This window comes from Methylobacterium organophilum, from assembly GCF_022533465.1.
In the GTDB taxonomy this organism is placed as follows: Bacteria; Pseudomonadota; Alphaproteobacteria; order Rhizobiales; family Beijerinckiaceae; genus Methylobacterium; species Methylobacterium organophilum.
In genome coordinates, this window is the sequence record NZ_CP092848.1 from 1,764,926 (window position 1) to 1,780,911 (window position 15,986).

General features: G+C 66.4%; 20 protein-coding genes and 1 pseudogene. 2 read left to right on the forward strand and 19 right to left on the reverse strand.

What is annotated here, in order from left to right; all coding sequences use genetic code 11:
• Positions 1-164 precede the first annotated feature (164 nt).
• The 12 genes and pseudogenes from MMB17_RS25375 to MMB17_RS08255 all read right to left on the reverse strand — a co-directional run bounded on the left by MMB17_RS25375 (position 165) and on the right by MMB17_RS08255 (position 9,932).
• Positions 165-876, reverse strand: a pseudogene (locus tag MMB17_RS25375) (hypothetical protein).
• Between the two features lie 521 nt (positions 877-1,397).
• Complete coding sequence (locus MMB17_RS08205; RefSeq protein ID WP_017484328.1) at positions 1,398-1,580, reverse strand: SRPBCC family protein; 183 nt, start codon at positions 1,578-1,580, stop codon at positions 1,398-1,400.
• Positions 1,581-1,747: 167 nt separating this feature from the next.
• Positions 1,748-2,209, reverse strand: a complete 462-nt coding sequence (locus MMB17_RS08210) for a DsrE family protein (RefSeq protein ID WP_003597852.1) — start codon at positions 2,207-2,209, stop codon at positions 1,748-1,750.
• 62 nt (positions 2,210-2,271) lie between these two features.
• Positions 2,272-3,222 carry an MBL fold metallo-hydrolase gene (locus tag MMB17_RS08215; RefSeq protein WP_338041774.1) on the reverse strand — a complete coding sequence of 317 codons (951 nt, stop codon included), beginning with the start codon at positions 3,220-3,222 and terminating at the stop codon, positions 2,272-2,274.
• Positions 3,219-3,896 carry a c-type cytochrome gene (locus MMB17_RS08220; RefSeq protein WP_012455891.1) on the reverse strand — a complete coding sequence of 226 codons (678 nt, stop codon included), beginning with the start codon at positions 3,894-3,896 and terminating at the stop codon, positions 3,219-3,221. Before MMB17_RS08220 ends, MMB17_RS08215 begins: the two co-directional genes overlap by 4 nt.
• Positions 3,880-5,172, reverse strand: a complete 1,293-nt coding sequence (gene soxC / locus MMB17_RS08225) for a sulfite dehydrogenase (RefSeq protein ID WP_003597857.1) — start codon at positions 5,170-5,172, stop codon at positions 3,880-3,882. Before soxC ends, MMB17_RS08220 begins: the two co-directional genes overlap by 17 nt.
• 53 nt (positions 5,173-5,225) lie before the next feature.
• Entirely contained in the window at positions 5,226-6,905 is a 1,680-nt protein-coding gene (gene soxB / locus MMB17_RS08230) for a thiosulfohydrolase SoxB (RefSeq protein WP_003597858.1), read from the reverse strand.
• A gap of 15 nt (positions 6,906-6,920) precedes the next feature.
• A complete protein-coding gene (gene soxA / locus MMB17_RS08235) occupies positions 6,921-7,787 on the reverse strand; it encodes a sulfur oxidation c-type cytochrome SoxA (protein ID WP_003597860.1) in 867 nt (288 codons plus the stop codon).
• A 58-nt stretch (positions 7,788-7,845) separates the two neighbouring features.
• Complete coding sequence (gene soxZ / locus MMB17_RS08240) at positions 7,846-8,175, reverse strand: thiosulfate oxidation carrier complex protein SoxZ (RefSeq protein WP_003597861.1); 330 nt, start codon at positions 8,173-8,175, stop codon at positions 7,846-7,848.
• 39 nt (positions 8,176-8,214) lie between these two features.
• On the reverse strand, positions 8,215-8,685 hold the full coding sequence (soxY, locus tag MMB17_RS08245; protein ID WP_003597863.1) for a thiosulfate oxidation carrier protein SoxY: 471 nt from the start codon (positions 8,683-8,685) through the stop codon (positions 8,215-8,217).
• 27 nt (positions 8,686-8,712) lie between these two features.
• A complete protein-coding gene (soxX, locus tag MMB17_RS08250) occupies positions 8,713-9,189 on the reverse strand; it encodes a sulfur oxidation c-type cytochrome SoxX (RefSeq protein ID WP_003597865.1) in 477 nt (158 codons plus the stop codon).
• Positions 9,190-9,356: 167 nt separating this feature from the next.
• Complete coding sequence (locus MMB17_RS08255) at positions 9,357-9,932, reverse strand: thioredoxin family protein (protein WP_003597867.1); 576 nt, start codon at positions 9,930-9,932, stop codon at positions 9,357-9,359.
• Positions 9,933-10,243: 311 nt separating this feature from the next.
• Between MMB17_RS08255 and MMB17_RS08260 the strand changes: the two genes are divergently transcribed.
• On the forward strand, positions 10,244-10,531 hold the full coding sequence (locus MMB17_RS08260) for a thioredoxin domain-containing protein (RefSeq protein ID WP_012455890.1): 288 nt from the start codon (positions 10,244-10,246) through the stop codon (positions 10,529-10,531).
• A 33-nt stretch (positions 10,532-10,564) separates the two neighbouring features.
• Entirely contained in the window at positions 10,565-10,921 is a 357-nt protein-coding gene (locus MMB17_RS08265) for an ArsR/SmtB family transcription factor (protein ID WP_026105494.1), read from the forward strand.
• 13 nt (positions 10,922-10,934) lie between these two features.
• Here MMB17_RS08265 and MMB17_RS08270 read toward each other — a convergent pair whose 3' ends face one another.
• The 7 genes from MMB17_RS08270 to MMB17_RS08300 all read right to left on the reverse strand — a co-directional run bounded on the left by MMB17_RS08270 (position 10,935) and on the right by MMB17_RS08300 (position 15,841).
• Positions 10,935-11,978, reverse strand: coding sequence for a YeeE/YedE family protein (locus MMB17_RS08270; RefSeq protein WP_012455889.1), 1,044 nt, complete (start codon positions 11,976-11,978; stop codon positions 10,935-10,937).
• A 33-nt stretch (positions 11,979-12,011) separates the two neighbouring features.
• A complete protein-coding gene (locus MMB17_RS08275) occupies positions 12,012-12,734 on the reverse strand; it encodes a sigma-70 family RNA polymerase sigma factor (RefSeq protein ID WP_003597872.1) in 723 nt (240 codons plus the stop codon).
• Between the two features lie 94 nt (positions 12,735-12,828).
• The gene (locus MMB17_RS08280) at positions 12,829-13,215 is read right to left on the reverse strand and encodes a rhodanese-like domain-containing protein (protein ID WP_003597873.1); all 387 of its coding nucleotides are present in this window, start codon (positions 13,213-13,215) and stop codon (positions 12,829-12,831) included.
• A gap of 11 nt (positions 13,216-13,226) precedes the next feature.
• Positions 13,227-14,138 (reverse strand): MBL fold metallo-hydrolase, encoded by a 912-nt coding sequence (locus tag MMB17_RS08285; RefSeq protein WP_003597874.1) that lies wholly within the window; start codon positions 14,136-14,138, stop codon positions 13,227-13,229.
• A 21-nt stretch (positions 14,139-14,159) separates the two neighbouring features.
• Positions 14,160-14,969, reverse strand: coding sequence for a sulfite exporter TauE/SafE family protein (locus MMB17_RS08290; RefSeq protein WP_003597009.1), 810 nt, complete (start codon positions 14,967-14,969; stop codon positions 14,160-14,162).
• Positions 14,966-15,412: a YeeE/YedE family protein gene (locus MMB17_RS08295; RefSeq protein WP_003597007.1), complete on the reverse strand. Its 447-nt coding sequence runs from the start codon at positions 15,410-15,412 to the stop codon at positions 14,966-14,968. Before MMB17_RS08295 ends, MMB17_RS08290 begins: the two co-directional genes overlap by 4 nt.
• 3 nt (positions 15,413-15,415) lie before the next feature.
• Complete coding sequence (locus MMB17_RS08300; RefSeq protein ID WP_003597005.1) at positions 15,416-15,841, reverse strand: YeeE/YedE family protein; 426 nt, start codon at positions 15,839-15,841, stop codon at positions 15,416-15,418.
• Positions 15,842-15,986: the final 145 nt, after the last annotated feature.

Sequence of the window (15,986 nt, forward strand, 5' to 3'; positions counted from 1 at the left end):
TCGCGGCGAAGGCCAAACCGCTACTTGCCGCCTCTTAGGGCGAGGCCACGGTACAGCAGGCGCAATACTACTATCATCGCCACCATCACCATCACTGCTGCGACATGCCGTACGGGTACAGAGCCTGATGCGGCGGGGTGGATGGTTCCGCACCCCGCCCAGCCTTACCGCTGGCTCTTGGCGGCGCCTAGGATGCGCCGGTAGGTTCCGCCGAACACGGTGTGGGTCGCCGAGGTCCACTGCGAGTCCGCCGCCAGCGTCTCGCGGCTGGGGTAGATGCGTCGCGATTGGAGTTCGCGCTCGGCGCCTCCTCTTCGTTCATCGCCATGAGCTCGAAATCGGCCTCAACCGAGACGACGGACACCTGCATGAACGGCTCGTCCTTCCGGAAGATATGCCTGCGGCCTTCGTCCGGGGCCTTGAACACCATGAAGTACATCGTCGGCCCCCAGTGCCGGATGAGTGCCGGCATTGCGACCGGCACTGTTCCGGTCCAGTCGGTGTAGAAGCGTGGGTGGATCTCGGTCCTGATCACCTAATTCTCCTCGACCCTTAGGTCGATGAGGATCCGATAGGCGTAGTAGGCCTCGCCGAAGCTCCAGAGCGGCGGCCTTTGCGGTCCCGGTCCGCCGGGCTCGGCGAAATTCCCTCAAAGACCAGTCTTGCGGCCCTGGTGCTCACGCCCAATTCGGCGTCGTAGGCGTAGAACAGCTCGATCCCGCCTTTGACCGCTTCCAAGAGCGGGATGCAGTGCCAGGCATAATCCTGCGAGCCTTCTGTGCGGGGCTCCGGATCGCCCGCCCAACCGGGAATTTTCAAGCGCGTCCGCCGGGGCGGCAGCCCCGGCTCGATCAGCCTGACCTTCACCTGTCGCATTCTCGACCGTCCCTTCGATGTCGCCCTGGAAGATAGGAGGTCAGAGGAACGGTTCGGCGCGAAGCAACACCATGTGATCGCCCAGTCAGGTCGCTGCGGGGCGTAGCAGTACGTTGGCGACGCCCTGGGTGTGATCCGCGTCTTACTCGACGGTGACGGATTTTGATCTAGGCCGATCCCGCTCCAAGTGCGAAAGAGCGGCCCCAAAATCTCTGCGCCTGCCGACGTGATTACTGGGACTTGTCGGCGATGACCCTCGGGCCCGCCTCCTAGACTTCAGCAATTGTCTCCTTGGCTTTAGCATCAAAGGCCCCCTTGGGCTTGACGTTTCCGGCCCAGGATACCTTCGATCCGCTCCCGTCCTTCTACACTATGAGCATGGACTTATAGCTCTACACAGGCAGCGGGCGGGAGATTATCGTGCATGTGTAGTCTATCTTCTTGTCGCCGCGGAACTGTTCTTCCTCCATGATGGTGTCACTGCCCTTCATCGACAATGTTCACTCCTGCCTGCCGCCTTTCTAAGACAGCACCCACTTCTCGATGACGAGGTGCCAGTTGCCGATGCCGCAAAACCCGCCAACCATCTTCCAGACCGCTTCGGGCGATGCAGGCACCATCACGCTCTTCGTCACTTCAATCGCAAGGGCAGGCGTGACGACGACCATGGCCAGCGCCACGGCGGGGACGGCGATTCCGAGCATTCATCGGTTCCTGTAAAACCTTGAGCGCGTCGTGTGCGCCGAGGAACCAGCTACTGCGCGACCGAAGGCGGACTACGCCAAACGCGGATGTGTGAACGGTGCACTCGATGTACCCCTGAGGCAGTCTCGCGACCAACCAATGGCTAGCCTTCGGCGACCCGGCGCGATCAAACGCGGAGATAGCTCCAACCTGCCTCCTGAAGTGCCACGAGACGGACTGCACCAGCCGAAACGATGCCGACGTGTGGCAGTAATTCCAGAGGGTGCCCCTCTGCCTTCTCCATGGCTTTGATGGTGTTGCCGCAGGCCGAGAGTACGATTCCCGGCACGCTCTCGGTGATGGAGTGGATCCTCGACGTCACGGGCGATGTGTCGGCCCGCAGCATGTGCAGACCCGGCCCATAGGCAACGATCTCGACCTCAAGCTCCTCGGCCTGATTGCTGTATTCGCGTGCGAGATTGACCGCGTTGTTGAGGGCGAGGTCGAACACGCCGTTCTCGCGAGAACTGACCTGCAGTGCGACCCGATGGGTCTTGGGGTCAGCCGATTGGGTCGCCGAGGCCCTGCTCGCCACGAGCCAAGCCATCAGCGCGGCCAGTCCGGACACGCCCCTACGCGACAGCATCATCGTGTCCACTCCGTTCGCGAACGGTCCTGTTCCGACAGGAATATTCCTGCGAAATCGTGTCGTCAGGTTTGTACGAAGCGATAACTCGCACCAACGCGCTCGACACGTCCGACGCCTGAGCTCGGGAGGTGAAAGCCGATCAGCGTCATCCGCTCATTCGCCAAGCGGTCCAGCAGGGTGAGGCGGGTACGCGCCGCGAGGTCACGGTCGAGATCGCTTCCGAAGGCCCAGGCGGGGCGGCGGAACGACACAACCGCGTGGCTCAAGGCATCCCCGCCGATCAGTACCTGCTCCCGACCGGCTTCGACAAGGACGGAGGCGTGACCGGGCGTATGCCCCGGCGTCGCGACGTAGGTGAGGCCGGGAGCGATGCTTTCGCCGGGCTTACGGCGCTCCACCTTCGCCTCAAGGCGTCGCAGGGTCCGTCGCGAGCCTACGGAGAGGCCCTTAAGCCAATCCGGTACGCGGGTCTCGACATCCTCGCGGGTCCAGAAATCCCATTCCGCGGCCGGCACGACGTAGCGGGCATTGGGAAACCGTTCGCTGTCGTCGAAATCATCGACCGCGCCCCAGAGATGATCGGGATGGGCGTGCGTGAACACCACCTGGGTGATCGCCTCACGTGAGATGTTCCGGCTCTCCAGCGTCTCGCCGAGCTTGCCGGCCGTGGGCTGGAACGAGTTGCCCGAGCCGGCATCGATCAGAATGACTTCCGAGCCGATCCGAACGAGGCTCGGGTTCGTCGGAATCGGGGTGGCCTCCGCGGGCTGACCCTCGGCCTTAAAGACGGCTTCAACTTCCGCGCGCGGCGTGTCGGGCAGCATGAAGGCGAGGGAGGAGGACAGCGTGCCGTCGCTCGCCGTCTCCACGGAGGCGGCGCCGACCCTGAGCGCCGCTGTCTGGTTCGCCGAAGCGCGGCGGACGGGCCACGCGCCCGCGAAGCCCGCTGCGAGGCCACCCAAGAACAACCGCCTGTCGCAGCGCGTTCCCGCGGAGTTGGGACGGCTCGTCATTGGACCGGCGGGGCCTTCTTCGCGGGTTCGGCAGCCTTGTCTGGCGTCACGTCGAGGATGCGAGCGCGGCTCGTGATGGACGCTTCCTTCGGCAGGCAGTTCGTCATGCAGGGCTTGGCCGTCCAGAACTCCTTCTCCGCCGTCTCGCGGTCGTCCATGAAGAAGTTTTTCTCGTTAGGCAGGCGGATGCTGGCGAGGTTCTTCTCGTTCAGCTCGAAGTCCTGATCCTTCAGAATGTCGTTGAGATAGAGGAGATAGGCGGTGACCGAGTATGTCTCGTCCGGCGTGAGGGTCTGTGCCGCGCCGAACGGCATTGCCCGGTGAATGAAATCGAAGACGGTCGAGGCGTAGGGCCAGTAGGACCCGATGGTCTTAACCGGACTGTCGGACTTCAACGTGCCGGACCCACCGGCGAGCTCCGGCCACCGTCCCGCGCCCTCGCCGAACTCGCCATGGCAGCTGGCGCAGCGCTCCTGGAAGACCGTCTCGCCGAGCGCCGCGGTTCCCTTGCCGACAGGAAGCCCCTGGCCGTCCGGCCGCACGTCAATGTCCCAGCCCTTGATCTCCTCCGGCGTCGCGACGCGGCCGATGTTCAGACGCTCCGCCGCCACCGGCGTGGCCGCGAGGAGGACGGTCGCAAGGGCGGCCGAAAGACGGTTACGCGACCTCGACATTCTCGATCTCCCCGCTGGGCAGCACGTGCCAGGTCTGGATGCCGTTGTTGTGGTAGATCGAGTTCAGGCCGCGGTGTTGGCGCAGGGCCGCCTTGGTCGGCTGGACGTAGCCGGTCTCGTCCATGGCGCGGGACTGGATCAGCAGCGGATCGCCGTTCCAGTCGAACTCATAATAGAAACGCGTCAGCGCCTTATCGAGGACCGGCCCGTCGAGCCGCGCGGCCCGCCAGTTGCGGCCGCCATCGAGCGAGACGTCCACGCCCTTGATCGCGCCCCGCCCCGACCACGCCAAGCCCGAAAGCACGGTGAAGCCCTTACCGTGGATGGGCGCCTGCGGACTCGGATTGGTGATGACGGACTTCGCGTCCATGGCCCAGGTGAAGCGCCGCGCCTGACCGTCCGGCATGAGTGCCGTGTACTTCGACGTCTCCTCGCGGGTGTGCCAGGGCTCGTCGCCGACCTTGATCCGGCGCAGCCACTTCACCCACATGTTGCCTTGCCATCCCGGCAGGACGAGGCGGAGCGGATAGCCGTGCTCGGGATAGAGCGCCTCTCCGTTCATGGCGTAGGCGACGATGGCGTCGTCGAACGCTTTCTCGATCGGCACGGAGCGGGTCATCGCCGCGGCGTCGGCGCCCTCCGGCAACAGCCACTTGGCGTTGGTCTTGAGACCGGCTTCTTCGAGCAAGCGCTTGAGCGGGACGCCCGTGTACATGACGCAGTGGATCATGCCGTGGGTGAACTGACAGCCGTTGAGCTGCGCGCCCTTCCACTCCATGCCGGAATTGGCCGCGCATTCGAGGAACGCGATCCGGTTGACGCGGGGGAAGCGCTTGATGTCCTCCAGCGTCAGCATCAGCGGCTTCTCGACGAGGCCGTGGATCATCAACCGATGCTCGGACGGATCGATCTCGGCGATGCCGCCATGGTGGCGCTCGAAGCCCAGGCCGTTCGGGGTGATGATTCCCTCCAGCTGGTGCAGCGGCGTGAAGCTGACCGAACTCTGGCGCGAGGCGGTCAGCCATTCGACGTCGCGGCGGATCACGTCCACCTCGAACTTCGACGGGCGGCCGTAGGGCCGGCTGACGACACCCTCACCGAGCGACTGCGACCATTCCGGTACGCTCGGCGGAAGGTTCTTCGCGTCCGGCGCGGCGGCTGCGCGGCCCGCAAAAGCCCCCGTGCCGACCGCTCCGCCGAGGGCGAGGCCGGTGCGCAGGAAGGATCTTCGAGAGGTTGGCCCGGACGGATCGGGGCGCGGCTTCGGTTCAGACATCGGCCTCTCCGAACTGTTTCAAGTATAGCAATGTGTGAATATATTGGAGACGACTAGGCGCCACGGACGGTGACCTGCGCGGGCGTCGGGTTCACCGTTCCCTTGGCCTTGATGTGCGAGGAGACGACGTCCCAGATCGGCGGGCCGTCGGTGCCCTCGTTGACGCTCGCCCATCCTGCCACGGTGTAGCTGGTGCCAGCCTCGATGGGTTTGCCGGTGCGCAGGAGGGTGAGGTCTGAGATGCGGCTGCCGGCCGGGCGAGCGACGTCGATGGCGTAGGACACGCCGCCCACCCGCACCATGTCGCCACCTTGCTGGTAGTACGGATCGGCGTTGAAGAGGTTGTCGGCCACGTCCTCCAGCACCTCCTTCAGCCGGGCGCCGGTCATCGGCATCCGATAAGCCGCCGGGTAGGTGATGGCGGTGGCGTTGTAGACGTCCTCGCGGGTTATCGACTGGCCGGGCAGGAGGGTCGTGCCCCAGCGGAAGCCGGGCGAGAGGGCAATCTCAGCCTCTCGCTCGGACAGGAGCGCATCGCAGATCATGTCGTCGAGCGTGCCGTTGAAGTTGCCCCGCCGGTAGAGCAGGGCCTCGGTCCGGCCGAGTTCCTCCTTCAGCATCGCCTCGTGGGGCGCACGGATCGACCGGATCTTGGCCGCCATCGTCTTCTCTGGGGCGATGATATCGGAGAAGATCGGGATGAGCTTCGAACGGTAGCCCTTCACGGCCCCGTCCCGCACGTCGAGGTCGACGCGGGTGAGGAACTTGCCGTGGCTGCCCGAGGCGATGAGTAGGGTGTTGCCGACCTTTACCGCCTGAGGCAGCGCGTCGTGCGTGTGTCCGGTGAGTACGACGTCGATTCCCTTCACCCGCGAGGCGAGCTTGCGGTCCACGTCGAAGCCGTTGTGGGAGAGCAGCACGACGAGGTCGGCGCCCTCCTTCCGGGCCTTGTCGACGCTCGCTTGCACGTCCTCCTCGCGGATGCCGAAGGACCAGCCGGGGATCATCCAGCGAGGGTTGGCGATGGGCGTGTAGGGAAAGGCCTGCCCGATCACCGCGACCTTCGCGCCGCCGCGCTCGAACATCTTCGTGGCCTCGAAGGCCGGCTCGTTCCATTCGGCGTCGCGAACGTTCTGGCCCAGGAACGGGCAGCCGAGCCCGTCCACGATCTCCTTAACCCGTTCGGTGCCGAGGGTGAACTCCCAGTGGCCCGTCATGGCGTCGGGCTTCAGCAGCGCCATGCAGTCGACCATGTCCTGGCCCTTGCTCACCATCGAGGTGTAGCTGTTCTGCCAAGTGTCGCCGCCGTCCAGGAACAGCACCTTGTCGCCTCGCTCGGCGCGGATCGCGTCGAGCACCGTGGCGATCCGGTCGAGGCCGCCCATCCGGCCATAGCTGCGGGCCAGCGCGACGTAGTCCTCCGGCGTGAGCGCATAGGCCAGCGGCGAGCCGCCGGGGATGCCGTAGAGGTCGAGGTAGGCGCGTCCGGTGACGTGGGGGACCTGACCGCGCGCCTCGCCCATCCCGAGGTTGGTCGAGGGCTCGCGGAACAGCACGGGCCGCAACTGCGCGTGGATGTCGGTGAGATGGACCAGGGTGACGTTGCCCATCGGCTCGAAGGCCAGGAGGTCGTCCTGGGTCAGGCGCTGCTGGGCGAAGGCGCGGGTCCAGCCCGTCGGCACCAGGGCCGCGGTGGCGGCGGCGATCTGCAGGAAGTCGCGGCGTGAGGTCATGGCAGGATCAGGCCCTCAGTTGCGCACGGCGGGCGTCTCGACCGGAAGGCCGAGGCCGCGCCACGCGACGTAGGTCTCCAGGGCGAGGAACTCGTCGGAGAGCGGCTTGAACGGCGTGGCCCGGACGTCCTGCATGCAACCTTCCATGCGCTCGTGGAGCGGCACCAGCCGCTGGTCGCGCAGGCGGTAGACGGGGAATCCGTTGCTCTGCCCCTGGCTGAGGAAGTCGGCCCGGAGATACTTGCCGTGGTTCTTCTCGTGGCAGCTCGCGCAAGCGAGATCGAGTTGGCCGTTCCGCTGGTAGTAGAGCGATTGTCCTCGCTCGAACCAGGGCGTCATGGGCCCGTCCACCTTCACGGCGACCGGCATCCCGCGGGACTGGTTACGGACGTAGGTGGTCATGGCCGTAAGTTCGGACGAGCCGAAGGCCCAGGGCTCGGCTTTCAGGGCGCCGCTGCGGCAGATGTTGATCCGCTGCTCCAGATTGACCGGCTTGCCGAGCTTCTCGTTCCACTTCGGATAGGCCGCCGCGACGCCCTTCATCGAGGTCGATGCCTCGTTGTGGCAGCTCGCACAGGACTTTCCCGCCGCGCCATCGACCTTCGACCAGAGTTCCTCTCCCTGCTCCACGGCGAGGAAGCCCGGATTGTTGAAGTCGTCGGCCTGCATGTCCTGCGTTTCCTTGGAGCGGAAATACAGGCCGGAGACAACTTCATCAAACGGGGAATTCGGGTTCTGGACCTTGAGGCCGTGCGCCTGCCAGGCCGGACGCTCGGACCCTTCCTTAGCGGCGGGCGCGGAGGGCATGTCCTGCGCATGGGGTGCGACGGCCAGCGCGACGAGCGCGAGCGCGGTGACGGCAAAGGGAATGGGGCGGACCATTGCGAGGGCTCCGGCGCGGCGGGGGAGGCGCTCCGGGGCAATCGGCCCCGGGCGCGCGTCAGGCGACCTTGATCTGCTCGGTGGCCTGGGTCTTCGACCCGTCGTCATCGATCCAAGTGAAGGTCAGCGTGCCGGTTTCCTCGGGTCTGATCTTGAACTGGAAGTAGGGGTTGGCGGAGACCGCGCTCTCTATGTCGGCGCTGAAGATCGTCTTGCCATTCAGGTCGCAGGTGAACTTATTCAGGATCTTGCGCGGGATCGTCTTCCCGTCCTTGTCCTTGCGCTGGCCGGATTCCATCGTGTGTGAGACGAGCGTCTTCACCTCGATGATGTCTCCCTTTGCGACATCCTTCTTGTCCAGTTTGATCCGCGGCTTCACGTCGGCCATGTGGTCCTCCCGTCCTCGTTCGATGCTGTTGCGTGTGGGTTAGCCGCCGCAGCCGCCGATGGTGACCTTCACCTGGCGGACGTCGCTGAAGACCGAGCCGTCGTTCATGCGGGCGACCGCGATGACGTTCTGCGTCTCGGCAAGACGGATGCGCGTGTTCGCCTCGGCGACGCTCGACGGCGTGAAGTGGAAGCTGATGACGCCGGGGTTCGGATTGCCCTCGGCAACGATCATCACCTCCTCGACATAGCTCTCCGGCGTCATCGGCACGTCGACGCTCACCGTCATCGGTACGGTGTTGCCGTTCTCGGCGATCTCGGGGAGTTCGAGCTTGACCTTGCCCCTCACGGGCTCCTTGCCGCGGGTGAAGGCCTTGATGGCCTCATCGGTCGCAGGCTTCGCGGCCAGGGCCGGTCCAGCGCGGAAGGCGAAGGCGGTTGCCACGACGGCTCCGGTGCCGAAGGCCAGGGCTTGGCGGCGGTTCAATGCGGGGATCTTGGCAGAGGTCATGGGAAGCGGCTCCTTCAGCCCGCGAGATCACTTCAGGGTCGTGAGGTAGGCGACGACGTCCTCGACCTGCTGCGCGGTCAGGATCGGCTTGCCCTGGAACTCGGGACGCACGCGATGAAGGCCCTCGATCCGGTAGAAGGCAGGCATCACGGTCGCCTCGGTGAAGACGTGCTTCGGGTTGACGACGATCATGCGCAGATGCGCCGCGTCCCACCGTTCGGCGACGCCGTCGAGGGAGGGTCCGATCTCGCCGTGAAAGGACTCGGTGCTCAGCGAAGAGACCTGATGGCAGCCGAGGCAGTTGCCCTGGCGGCGGTTCACCACGACCTTGGCGCCGGCCGCCGCATTCCCCGGCTTGTCGGTAAGCGGCTCGGGGATCGCGTCGCTGCCGTCGACGGCCACGACCTTGAACGGTGCAAGCCCGGTTGAAGCCGTCTCGGCTCCGGCGGCGGTCGCGAGGACGCAAAGTCCTGCGAGCGCAAAGGCTGTGATCGGCCTACGCATCTGGCGTTTCCTCGGTGCGCCGTCATTGCGGCGGGTGCGGTCGTTTCGAACCGCACGCACTGCCGATGGGCGAACCAATCGACATATGCGAATATTTGCAAGTTTGACGCTTATCGCTTTCGAGTCAAGCGTTAATCAGGAGGCCACCGATCATCGCGGCCGAACTGTTAGCCCCGCCGCGCCGCCTCCGGGGAGCGCAGGTAGTCCTGCAGGTTCGTACGCTCGTAGGCTCGCTCGGCCACGAAGGCGAAGGTTCGCCGGAACTCCTCAGGCGCGACATAACCCCGAAGGCGCAGGACCTCGCGCTGCTGAGGCGGCTTGTCCGCGAGCGTCGATTCTTCCGCCGGGAAAAACTGTATGCTCGGCGTGGAGTAGATCCCGTATTTCTCCGCGAAGCCCTTTTCGGAAAGGGTCTGCCCGTCAAAATCGGTGACTTCGCGCGAACCGATGAAGTTCAACTGCAGGATATCGAAACGCTCGCGGATATACGTGCTCGTCGCCCGATCCGCGAAGTTCACGAGGTGGATCTGCTTGCAGTAGGGACAGCCCTTCAACTCCCAAAGGACGGCAAGACGTTTGCCGTGGTCCCGGGCCGCCCTCAGATCGTCCGACAGGTCGAGGAAGCTTTCGAGGAACCAGGGCTCCCGGTAGAGACCGTCATCGCCCTGGATCGCCTGGGCCATGGCTTTGGAAGGCAGGCCAAGCGCGAGGGCACCCGCAAGGAACCGGCGCCGGGTCGACATGACGTCCCCTCCAAATATTCTTGTTCGTGCATGTGTAGTGCGAATTTCCCGCATCTGGCAATCCGTTGCCCCTGATACCCGCTGCTGCTGTGGCTTTGAGAGGAGGCGAGGTGAAGGGGCGATTGAGTCCGCTGTTCCGGGGCCAATCACAATCCCGGCGGCCACGTCGCTTCCACTCGAACACATTCGATTTTTGCTATATCAAAGTGATGGTCTTGAGCTTGGGAAGGTCGATGCGGGAAACGAGGCGGGCAGTCATGGCGGGGGCTTGGGGGGGCGCCCTATGGCCTTGCTCCGTCGAGGCCGCCGAAATGGTCAAATTCGAGCGGCGCGGCTGCCCGTGGTGCAAGGTGTGGGACAAGGAGATCGGGCCGATCTATCCGAAGACGGATATCGGGAAGCGGGCGCCGTTGCGCCGTGTCGATCTCGACGCAGGCATCCCTCCCGGACTCACGCTCAAGCGCCCGATCCTCTACACACCGACATTCGTCCTCATCGAAGGCGGCGCCGAGGTCGACCGGATCGAGGGCTATCCGGGCGAGGAGTTTTTCTGGGGGCGGGCCGAGCGGTTGCTGAAACAGCTACCGGCTTCCCCGTGACGGGTTTTAGACGGCAAGGAAAAGGGTGAGATGATGCCGTTGCAGCAAGCGCAGCCGGTGACGAGCGCCGAGGCCCCGGGCAGCCTCGACCTGGAACTGTTGCTGGCCAATGCACGTGATGCCAGCGAGCTGCTGAAGGCTCTCGGCCACGAGGCGCGCCTTGTTATCCTTTGCCTGTTGGTCGAGGGCGAGCGCTCAGTCTCGGAACTGGAGCAACTGCTGAACCTGCGCCAGCCCGCCGTGTCCCAGCAGTTGGCGCGGTTGCGGGCCGACGATCTCGTCGAGGCCCGCCGCGACGGCAAGAACATCTACTATGCGCTGGCCCGGCCCGAGGTTCGCGAAATCATCGCTGCCTTGCACCGCGCCTTCTGCAACGGACGTACGCCGTAACCTTTGAAGCCCCTCACGTATGTCGGTCTACGAGAAAGTAGAGACCCGCTCGGGCTCCGACGAGGATCGCGCCGAGGGCGAGCATCGAGCCGACCGACAGCGTCGAGAGACCGCTCAACCCCTGGCCGATGGTGCAGCCGAGGGCAGTGACGCCGCCCGTGCCCATTAGGAACGCGCCGAGAAGGTGGCGCTTCACCTCCCGGGCATCGTCGGGCGCTTCCCAATAGAATTCGCCCGCTTGGCGTGCCGACGCGAAAGATCCGACCAGGACGCCGAAGACCGAGGCCACGCCGAAATCGATCTTCGTGCCGCTCGCGAGCATGGCGTAGAGCAACGTATCGCCGACAGGTCGAGCGAAGCTGAAGGAGCCGACCGCCTGGGTCTCGAACTCGTCGAAGCCCGCGCTTCCGTTGGCCCACCATCCGGCGACGATCACACATCCGATCACGATAGCGCCGACCAGCAGCCGCTTCGTCTCCCGGAAGGCGCCGCTCGTGAGCGCCGCGATACAGAAGCCGACGCCTACCACGACGCTCACGACAATGCGGCCCGCCTGATCGAGCCGCAGGAGAGCGCCGAGGCGCTGGCTTCCGAGATCGACGCTTAACGGCTCAGTAATCGTCACGCGCATGAGCGCCGTCACGCCGCTGATTGCCATATAGGCTGAGAGGCCGAGCACAAGCAGGACGAGGAGGGCTCGTAGGTCTCCCCCGCCGAGCCGAATGAGAGCCCCAAAGCTACAGGTCCCTACGAGCGCCATCCCAAAGCCGAACATCGCCCCGCCGAGGATCATCGCGCCCCATTCCAAGCGCGGCCCCGTGTAGATCGACCGGGAGAGGTCGAGACCGGCAGCGGCTTCCAAAAGTTGGGTGCCGAGGATGGCGATGCCAATCGCCAGCAGCCAAGCACGCGCGCGGCGGGTGTCACGCGCGTAGACGGCATCCTCGATGGCGCCGAGCGTGCAGAAGCGACCCCGCCGTGCGACCGTGCCGAGCAGTGCTCCAAGGGCGAGGCCGAGCGCCGCCCGGAGAAGGTAAGCAGGCAGCGTGTCCAACATCAGCCTAGATTCGTTCACCCTTGAAAGGCCTTGTCAAACGGCCGTGTGAGAATCGTAGCGTCCCGTGACGCACAGCGACGGAACAGTCTGCGTCAGGCTGGCGACAAGTTGGCTCCGTGCGCGGCTCACCCGGCTCTTGACGGTCCCTACCTGGCAGCCGAGGCGGGCTGCCGCCTCTTCGTAGGTGAAGCCTTCGGCCCCCACGAGCAGCAGCGCCTGGCGTTGCGGGAGCGGCAGCGTCCCGATGAGGTTCATCACGGCCCCGAGCGCCACGACGTGGTCCTGGTCCGGTGCCGCCGTAAGCGTCGCGGCGTGCGCGCCCTCGGCGTCCTCGACCTCGCGCCTGGCCTTGCGCATCTCGGTGTAGAACTGGTTGCGCAGGATCGTGAAGCTCCAGGCCGTGAAGTTGGTGCCGGGCACGAACTTCTCCCGGTTGGCCCATGCCCGGACCATCATCTCCTGCACGAGGTCGTCGGCGCGGGCCGCATTCGCGCAGAGGGACATCGCGAACGTCCGAAGCATCGGCAGCGCCCGGAGGAGATCGTCGCGGAACGTGACCCCGAGACGCTCGCCGGATGCGACCAGCGACGCCTCGAACCGCTCGACGAGGAGCGAGAGCCTCTCCGGGATGGCCGCGTGCTCGGCAACCGAGAAGTAATCCCGCAACGGACCCGTAAGATGGGCAGCGATGCCCGCCTTGGAGCAATCGCCGCTGGGCAAAGCCGTTGGATCGGCGGCATGCGGGGTGTCGGTCACGGTCGGATGCCTTTTCGAGTGAGGGTAAGGTGCGACGACCGCACGATGCATTCGTTGTGATGCGGAACCCCGAGCTTGACCGCCCGAACGGTCCTCAGGCGGGGTCGACCGAGGCCCCCGCCTTGACCAGTGCCGGAAAGCCCCCGGCAACGTGGGCGACCGGTCCGAGGCCCATGTCGTTGAGCACCTTGGCGGCCAGGGCCGACCGGTTGCCGGAGGCGCAGTAGAGTACCAGGCGCCTACCGCCGCCGAGCTCGGCCTTGTGGGTCGGGCTCTCCGGGTCGGCCTGGAACTCCAGGAAGCCGCGGGGCACATGGACCGCGCCGGCGATCCTGCCGGTCTTGGCCAATTCCTCGCCTTCGCGCACGTCGACGAGCATCGTGTCGGGCTGGCCGAGGCGTGCGAGCGCCTCCTCGGCCGACAGGGTCTCAACCTCGCGGTTGGCTTCCGCCACCAAATCCTTCGCGCTTCTCATGGTCATGGCTTCCTCCGTCACTCGCCCCAGGCCGCGCCGTCGAGGGCGTCCAGCGGGATCTTCAGGTAACGCTTGCCGTTCGCCTCGGGCTCGGGCAGGCGGCCGCCTCGGATGTTCACCTGCAGGGAATGCAGGATGAGCTTGGGCATCGGCAGTTCGCGGTCGCGTGCCTCGCGCATGCGGACGAACGCCTCCTCGGTCGGGGCCTCGACGAGGTGCGGGTTCTCGGCCCGCTGCCGGGCGACCGTGCTCTCCCAGGCCGCCTCGCGCCCGCCCGGGCGGTAATCGTGCCCAGTGAACAGCCGTGTCTCGTCCGGCAGGGCCATGATGCGCTGGATGCTGCGCCAGAGCGCGTGCGCGCTGCCGCCTGGGAAGTCGGCCCGCGCCGAGCCGCTGTCGGGCATGAACAGCGTGTCGTGGATGAAGGCGGCGTCGCCGATCCGGTAGGCGATGGAGGCCATGGTGTGGCCGGGCGTGAACATCACCTCGACGTCGAGGTCGCCGATCCGGAAGCGCTCGCCGTCGGCGAAGAGCCGCGACCACTGCGAACCGTCCGTCCGGAACGTGTCGGGCAGGTTGTAGAGCCCCTTCCAAAGCCGCTGCACGTCGACGACCTTCTCGCCGATGGCGGTCGGGACGCCGGTCTTGTCGTGCAGGTAGCCGGCCGCCGAAAAGTGGTCGGCGTGCGGATGGGTGTCGAGGATCCACTCCAGCTCGTAGCCCTCGCGCTCGATGTGGGCGAGCAGGGCATCGGCGGAGCGGGTCGCGGTCGCGCCGGACTTCGGATCGAAGTCGAGCACCGGGTCGATGATGGCGCAGCGCTTCGTCCCGGGATCGGCGACGACGTACTGGATGCTGCCGGTCGGCTCGTCATGGAAGCCGGTCACGATGGGACGCCCGCGCAGGGCTGCGATGGTCTGGTCCGACATGAAACGCCTCCTTTTTCGGGTTCAGGTGTTGGCGCCGAGGAGCGGCAGGGCTCCGCGGGCGACGACGTACAGGCCGACCAGGATGACGAGGCCGGCGAAGGTGACGGTCAGGGCTCGCTTGCGCCCGGCGAGCCTCTGGCCGAGGCGCGTGCCGGCGAGGCCGCCGAGCACGCCTCCCAGGATGAACAGGCCGGCCAACGGCCAGTCGATCAGGCCGGAGGCGGCGTAGCTCGCGGCGGTCGCCGCCCCGAAGGCGCTGACCGCGACCAGCGAGGTGCCGATGGCCATCGGCAGCGGCATCGACGTCGCCAGCATCAGGCCCGGCACGATGAGGAATCCCCCGCCGATGCCGAAGAAGCCGGAGAACAGGCCGACCGCGAACCCGATGCCGAGCAGCCAGGGCAGGAGTACCGGGGCGTTGGCCTTCGTCAGGCGCACCTCGGGGTCGCCGTCACCGCGCCGCTTGCGCAGCATCAGGCCCCCGACCACGAGCATCACGACACCGAACAGGGCCAGGAGGCTCTGCCCGTCGACCGCCTTCGCAGCGACCGAGCCGGCCAGCGCGCCGAGGACGCCGGCGACCGAGAATGCCGCCGCGCAGCGCCACTTCACGTTCCCCGCCCGCCATTGCGGGACGAGGTTGCCGGCCGCGCTGACCGACACCGCCAGGGCGCTGGTGCCGATCGCCACGTGTGGCGAGGACACGCCGACGACGTAGGTCAGGAGCGGGACCGCCAGGATCGAGCCGCCCCCGCCGACGAGACCGAGGATCAGGCCGACGACCCCGCCCGAGCCGGCCGCGAGGCCGGATGTCAGCAGGCCGGGCGTCATGCGTCGGCTCCCTGGACCGCCGGCTTCGGGGCTGCCGCCGGAAGAAGGTGAAACGCCAGCATCCCGACGACCATGGCGACGACGAAGGTCACAGCTTGCGCCGGTGCGACCGTCAGCAGGGTGAGGGCGGGCCCCGGGCACAGGCCGGCGAGGCCCCAGCCGAGACCGAACACCGCGGCGCCGGCGATCAGGCGCGGGTCGAGGTCGCGCCGGGTCGGGATCTCAAGCCGGGAGGCGAGCAACGGCCGCCCACGGCGCCGCGCCACGAAATAGCCCGTCGCCGAGACCGCGACGGCGCCAGCCATCACGAAGGCGAGGCTCGGGTCCCAGCGCCCGGTCACGTCGAGGAAGGCGAGAACCTTGGCCGGATCAGCCATGCCGGAGACGAGGAGGCCGAGGCCGAACAGGAGACCGACGGCGAAGGCGGAGGCGGTCTTGGCCATGGCTCAGGCTCCGACGAGATGGCGCACGACGAGGACGGTCAGGATGGCGACGGCCATGAAGGTGCCGGTGGCGACCACGGAGCGGGGCGAGCCACGGCCGATGCCGCAGACACCGTGGCCGCTCGTGCAGCCGGCACCGAGGCGCGATCCGAACCCGACCAGCAGACCGGCGACCACGAGCAGCGGGAACGAGGCATCCACCGTCAGCGGCGGCAGGCTGCCACCCAGGCCGGCGTAGGCGAACGGCGCCAGGACGAGTCCTGCCACGAAGGCGGCGCGCCAGCCCGTCTCGCGAGATGGCGGGGTTAGGAGGCCGCCGAGAATGCCGCTGATGCCGGCGATCCGTCCGTTGAGGAGCAGGAACAGGGCCGCGGAGGTGCCGATCAAGGCACCGCCGGCGAGGGCGCTGACAGGCGTGAAGCCGTCCATGGTGGTCGCTCCCAAACGGTGGTCCGGGGGATGCCCGGCGGGGCGCAAGGGACGTCCTCCCCTGCCAAACCAGAACATTAGATAACTCTTATTTAGCATCATCTAATGGAATGGCAAGCGTGAAACCGACGGCCTGGATTGGGAC